Genomic DNA, 6,485 nt, shown 5'->3' with positions numbered 1-6,485 from the left:
CGGCCGCGGTCGCGCCCGCGCCGGGCCCGAACAGCCCGGTCAGCGCGTCGCCGACGGTGGGGCCGTACCCGATTTTGTCGTTGTACATCATCGCCACCCGGATCAAGCGCGGATAGGACGAGGCGGCATCGCTGGAACCCGGTGAGGCGTAAACCGGTTCGACATACAACAGCCCACCCTGGCCGACCGGCAGCGTGAGAAGATTGCCCCACTTGATCCGATTCTGGTTATCCCGCCCGATCACGCCAAGGTCCTGCGACACAGCAGTATCGGTGGTGATCGCATTGTTGGCCAGTTTCGGTCCGTTGACTTGGCCGGGGATGGTCAGCACGGTGATCCTGCCGTAGGTCGCTGGATCGGAGCTGGCGCTGATGTAGGCGGCCAGGTAGTCACGCTTGAACCTGTTCATCGCGCTGGTTAGTTGGAACGAGGCCGAATTATCCTCTTTGGCAATGTTTTTCGCGACGATGTAGTACGGCGGCTGATAGCTGCTGGCGGTTGGGTTCGGGTCAAGTGGGACGTCCCAGAAATCTGATGTGGAGAAGAACGTCACCGGGTCGTTGACGTGGTATTTGGCCAACAGCATCCGCTGCACCTTGAACAGGTCCTCCGGATAGCGCAGATGGGCGGCCAATTCGGGGGTGATATCGCTCTTGGGTTTGACCGTCCCCGGGAAGACTCTCATCCACGCTTTGAGCACCGGGTCACGCTCGTCCTGCTGATAAAGCGAGACCGTCCCGTCATAGGCATCGACGGTGGCCTTCACCGAGTTGCGGATGTAGGACACCTGCTTATCGGGGACCAGCCGGTTGAACGCGACTTCGGTGGAGTCGGCGGTGGCCGACGACAACGAGGTCAGCTCGGAATACGGGTAATTGTCCAACGTGGTGTAGGCGTCGATGATCCACACCAGCCGCTTGTTGACGATCGCCGGATACACGTTGCTGTCGGCGGTCAACCACGGCGCCACCGCCTCCACCCGCTGCGCCGGATCGCGGTTGAACAAGATTTTGCTGTTCGATCCGATCACGTTGGAGAACAGGAAGTTTCGCTCAGCGAACTTCGCGGCGAAAACGCTACGCGAAACCCAGCTGCCGACCGGCACCCCGCCGCCTCCGGTGTAGGTGTAGTTCTTGGTCTCGGCGTTGGTCTCGTAGTCGTATTCCCGGTCGGCGCCGTTCCTTCCGACGATCGCGTAGTCGGCAGCGGCGTTGGCGATGACCGGTCCGAAGTAGATCCGCGGCTGGTCCAGCCGGGCCGGGCCGGGCGAGACCACCCCGCCGTTGGCGCCGACGACGTTGGCCAGAAACTCCGGGTATCCGCCGTTCTGGTTGGGGTCGTTGGCGATACCGCGCACTGTGTTGGCCGGCGAGGCGATGAAGCCGTTGCCGTGGGTGTAGACGGTGTGTCGGTTGATCCAGTCCCGCTGGTTGTCGATCAGCCGGTCCGGGTTGAGCTCGCGGGCGGCAACGACGTAGTCGCGCAGATGACCGTCGTGGTCGACATAGCGGTCGATGGATAGCTGGTCGGGGAAAAAGTAGAAGTTCTTGCCCTGCTGGAATTGCGTGAACGCCGGACTGACGATCGTCGGGTCAAGCAGCCGGATGTTGGAGGTGGTGGCACGGTCGGATGCGACCTGCTCGGCGGTTGCCCGCGTGTCGCCGCTGTAATCGCGGTAGGTCACAACGTCATCGGTGAGGCCATAGGCTCGCCGGGTCGCGGTGATGCTTCGGCTGATGTACTCGCGTTCCTTCTGCGCGGCATTGGGTTTGACGCTGATCTGCTCGACGATCAGCGGCCAGCCTGCACCGACGATCAACGACGACAGCAGCAGTAGCACCAGTCCGATGGCCGGAACTCGTAAGTCCCGCAGCACGATCGCTGAGAAGACCGCGGCGGCGCAGATCAACGCGATCGCTAACAGAATCAGCTTTGCGGGCAACACCGCGTTGATATCGGTGTACCCGGCCCCAGTGAACGGCTTCCCGCCGCGGGTGTGGGATAGCAGCTCATAGCGGTCCAGCCAATAGGCAAATGCCTTGAGCAGCACCAGGGTACCGATCAGGCTGATCAACTGGATGCGTGCCGAACGGCTCAGCGCGCCGGTGCGGCCGGACAGCCGGATACCACCGAACACGTAGTGCGCCAGCAGATTCGCCACGAACGCCAAAAACAGCGCCGCGAACAAGAAGCTGAGGACGAGTCGGTAGAAAGGCAGATCGAAAGCATAAAAGCCAAGGTCCTTGCCGAACTGCGGATCGGCGATGCCGAAGTCGCCGCCGTGCAAGAATAGCTGCACGCGGACCCAGTAGGTCTGCGCCACGATTCCGGCGAGCAGGCCGATTGCCACCGGAACCCCGGTTCCGATCACCCGCAGCCTCGACATCACCACGGTGCGATACCGGGCTACCGGATCATTGCCGTTGCTCGGGACGAATACCGGCCGGGTGCGGTAGGCCAGTGCCAGGCCGCCGAACACGATGCCGCCGACCAGCAGCCCTGCCACCAGGAACAACACCAGTCGGGTCACCAGCACGGTGGTAAACACCGATCGGTAGCCCAGCTCGCCGAACCAAAGCCAGTCGACGTAGCCGTCGATCAAGCGCGGACCGATCAGCAGCAACAAGATCACCGCCAGGGCGATCGTGATGAGAATCCGGCTGCGCCGAGTCAGCTTCGGCATTCTGGCCGCGGGCCGCATCCCCACTAGCTACGCTCCCTGCTTCATGTCGACGGTGGCCGTCGGACGTATCACAACTCTACGCACCGGCTCTGATTGCCCGGCTCCTAGCAGCTGGGCGGCCGCCCGCCGGAGGTGACGGCATGCAGCGCATCCACCGCTCCATCGAGCTTGGCGACCTTCACCAATTGCAGCCCGGACAACTTTTCGGAGGTTGCCTCGTAGCAGTTTTCGGCCGGTACCAAAAACACCGTCGCGCCGGCGGCCCGGGCAGCAGTCATCTTGTGTCCGATGCCCCCGATACGGCCCACGGTGCCGTCGGCCCTGATCGTGCCCGTGCCCGCGACGAACTTCGAGCCGGCGAGACTGCCGGTGGTGAGTTTGTCGACGACGGCCAGGCTGAACATCAAGCCCGCCGAGGGCCCGCCCACGTTGGCGAGGTTGAAATCAACCACGAACGGCGCCCAAGGCGCATCCGTCACCGAGACCCCCGCGAAGCCGTAATCGCGACCCTTATGGCTGCCCAACGTGATCTGAGCGACGCCAGGGGGCGCATTCTTACGGCGAAAGTCGACCGCGATCGGCTGGCCGGGTTTGGTGTGCTTCAGCAAGGACGTGAACTGCTCGACGCTGGCGACCGGCGTCCCGTTCACCGCCGCAACGGCGTCACCCGCCTGCAGCTTGCCCACCGACGGCCCGGGATCGGTGACCGCCACGACGGTGATGGCCTGCGGGTACTTCAGATATCCCAGGGCCGCGAACTCGGCGTTGTGCTCGGACTCCTTGAAATCGGCGTCGTTGTCTTTATCGATTTCCTCCCGCGATTTGCCCGGCGGGTAGATCAGGTCGCGCGGCATCAGCTGTTCCTGCCCGGAAATCCACAGTGTCAGCGCCTCCGCCAGGCTGAGATCGTCCCGCTGGGACACCGTCGTCATGTCCAGGTGACCCGACGTTGGGTGCGTCTGCGTGCCTTTGATGTCGACGACCTGCTTGCCGTCGACCTCGCCGAGTGTGTCGAACGCGGGGCCCGGGCCAAGTGACACAAAAGGCACCGTCACCACCGCCAGCAGCACACCGAAGACCACGATCGGCACCAGCGCCACAATCAGCGTCAGAATCCGCCTGTTCACCTGGCTAACACTAGACGGACTAGTCAGCGGCAATAGGAACCCGGTTCACTCAGAGCGTGACGGCGGATCGCGCGTCGTGCGCTGCCGGTGAGTACCGTTGGGGGCATGGCTGACCTGCCTTTCGGCTTCTCCGGCGGAGACGACCCGGACCGCGACAAGCGGCGGGAAAACGACCCTGACTCCGGCTCGGGATCTGCGGATCCGTTTGGTATCGGCGGCCTCGGCGGCGAATTCGACATTGCCGACCTCGGCCAGATCTTCACCCGTCTCGGGCAGATGTTCAGCGGCGCCGGCTCCGCGATGGCCGGTGGCCAAGGCTCCGGGCCGGTGAACTACGAGTTGGCCCGGCAGCTGGCGTCGAATTCGATCGGGTTCGTGGCGCCGATTTCGGCCGCCACCAACCAGGCCATCAGCGACGCCGTCCACCTCGCCGAGACTTGGCTCGACGGGGTGACCGCGCTGCCGGCGGGTACCAGCAAGGCCGTCGCCTGGACCCCGACCGATTGGGTGGACAACACCCTGGAGATTTGGAAGCGGCTATGCGATCCGATGGCCCAGCAGATCGCGACGGTGTGGGCCGAGGCGTTGCCCGACGAGGCCAAGAACATGGCCGGTCCGCTGCTGTCGATGATGTCGCAGATGGGCGGCATGGCGTTCGGCTCGCAGTTGGGCCAGGCGCTGGCCCGACTGTCCCGCGAAGTTTTGACGTCGACCGATATCGGTTTGCCGTTGGGGCCCAAGGGAATCGCCGCGCTGCTGCCGGACGCCATCGAATCTTTCGCCGCCGGGCTCGAGCAGTCCCGCAGCGAGATCGTCACCTTCCTGGCGGCTCGCGAGGCCGCCCATCACCGGTTGTTCAGTCATGTGCCGTGGCTGGCCAGCCAGCTGCTCGGCGCCGTTGAGGCCTACGCCAAGGGCATGAAGATCGACATGCACGGAATCGAGGAGCTGGCCCGCGATTTCAACCCGGCCTCGCTGAACGATCCGGCCGCCGTCGAGCAGCTGTTGACCCAGGGGGTGTTCGAGCCCAAGGCCACGCCGGAGCAGACCCAGGCGCTGGAACGGCTCGAGACACTGCTGGCGCTCATCGAGGGCTGGGTACAGACAGTGGTGACCGCAGCCCTCGGCGACCGCATCCCCGGCGCGGCCGCTCTCGGTGAGACGCTGCGCCGCCGTCGGGCCACCGCCGGCCCGGCCGAGCAGACCTTCGCCACGCTGGTCGGCCTTGAGTTGCGGCCACGCAAACTGCGGGAGGCCGCCGTGCTCTGGGAGCGGCTGACCCAGGCCGCCGGTGCCGACGCCCGCGACGCGGTGTGGCAACACCCCGACCTGCTGCCCGACACCGAGGACCTCGACGACCCGGCCGCGTTCATCGACCGGGTCATCGGCGGCGATACCAGCGGAATCGATGAGGCGATCGCCGAGTTCGAGCGGGGCACAGATGCCGGCCCCGCCGACCCCGACGGCGGCGCTGGCTCTGTGGATAGCTGACCCAGCCGTTCCGCCCGGTCGGCGTCGATCCGGGTGCACGGACGCGGCCCGCTGTCAGAACTGCTGGTCGAGTCGCTGCGCTGTTCGGGTGCCCGGGTCAAGCAGAGCAGCCAACCGCATGCCGCGATGACGTCCGCCGACGCCGACCTGGTGGTGTTGTCCGACAACCTGGTGGCGGACCCTCGGATGCTGCGCGATCTGCACAGTCAAGGCGTCGCGCACCTCGCGGTCCGGGTGCGCGACGGCACCGGCCTGGTCGGGCCGCTGGTCATCCCCGGTGTCACCAGCTGCCTAGGTAGTTACTAACCGGGAACATCCACCTCGACGCCCTTGGGAATCGGAGGCGTCGTGCACCGACGAGTTTGCGCGTCCGCAAGTAACGGTATGCACTGGTTCAATCCCGTTATCGTCGCGAAGTTGCGGGAATTTTAGAGCGCCACTCGGCTGAGAATGAGGAGGGGGCATGTGAAGCTTGCCGACTGCCCAGTCTTTCCCGCCGAGGCGGCAAACGCCTTGAGCACGGACCGCGGCTTGGGTTGGCGCCTGGCGCGACAGGCCGGCCCGGTTTTGCGACATCCAGCGGCAAACGGGATGTTTGCAAACTTTGTCTTTGCGGTCGGACGGGAGGAGGTGTTAGCGAATCTGGACGATGCAAGGTTGGATCGCGCCCGCGCTCTTCCCGAAAGCGATCTCGAGGTTCACCAGCAGCTATTCGCCCCAAAATCAGCTCATGACGTTGCGGCGCAGTTCCGGCCGACCGCCGCCGCGCTGATCGATCGTTTTGCCGCCGCTGGTGGCGGTGACGCGGTGGCCGATGTGACCACGCCGATGGCTGACGCCCTTTTCGACAGCGTGTCGCGTCTGCAGCTATTGCCTGTTGAGCACCTGAATGGGCGGTCAGGCCATGTCCTGTCCGAGGCGTGCCGCAACCTGTTCAAACACGCCGGATGGCACTTACTCGAGTTGGCACGCAACCCCGAATTGTGCGACGTGCTTCGACGTCAGCCTGAGCTCGTACGCGAGTTCATTGAAGAGATCCTCCGGTTGGAGCCGATGGTGCCGAGTTGCCAGCGTTTTACTAGCCGGCCGACGACCGTCGGTGAGGTAGAGCTACCGGCCGACGTGGTGCTGAACTTGTGTATCGGTGCGGTGCAGCGGGACGGCAGCGACCCCATGTCCACTGA

Annotated in this window: 4 protein-coding genes and 1 pseudogene; 3 read left to right on the top strand and 2 right to left on the bottom strand. The window is 64.7% G+C overall.

Annotated features, from left to right (window positions below; all coding sequences use genetic code 11):
• A partial coding sequence (locus tag WAN71_RS17790; RefSeq protein WP_422226597.1) for a UPF0182 family protein occupies positions 1–2,707 on the bottom strand: 2,707 nt, incomplete at its 3' end.
• An 80-nt stretch (positions 2,708–2,787) separates the two neighbouring features.
• A complete protein-coding gene (locus WAN71_RS17785; RefSeq protein WP_422226596.1) occupies positions 2,788–3,810 on the bottom strand; it encodes a PDZ domain-containing protein in 1,023 nt (340 codons plus the stop codon).
• Between the two features lie 87 nt (positions 3,811–3,897).
• Between WAN71_RS17785 and WAN71_RS17780 the strand changes: the two genes are divergently transcribed.
• From WAN71_RS17780 to WAN71_RS17770, 3 genes and pseudogenes are all read left to right on the top strand, one after another.
• Positions 3,898–5,301 carry a zinc-dependent metalloprotease gene (locus tag WAN71_RS17780; RefSeq protein ID WP_422226595.1) on the top strand — a complete coding sequence of 468 codons (1,404 nt, stop codon included), beginning with the start codon at positions 3,898–3,900 and terminating at the stop codon, positions 5,299–5,301.
• 15 nt (positions 5,302–5,316) lie between these two features.
• Positions 5,317–5,595, top strand: a pseudogene (locus WAN71_RS17775) (cyclodehydratase); the annotation flags it as partial.
• A 363-nt stretch (positions 5,596–5,958) separates the two neighbouring features.
• Positions 5,959–6,485, top strand: a 527-nt coding sequence (locus tag WAN71_RS17770) for a cytochrome P450 (RefSeq protein WP_422226594.1), incomplete at its 3' end; no start/stop codon positions are given.

This window comes from Mycobacterium sp. (assembly GCF_049280035.1).
Classification (GTDB): domain Bacteria; phylum Actinomycetota; class Actinomycetes; order Mycobacteriales; family Mycobacteriaceae; genus Mycobacterium.
Note: the sequence above shows the minus strand (reverse complement) of the source record. Positions and strands in the feature narration are given on the sequence as shown.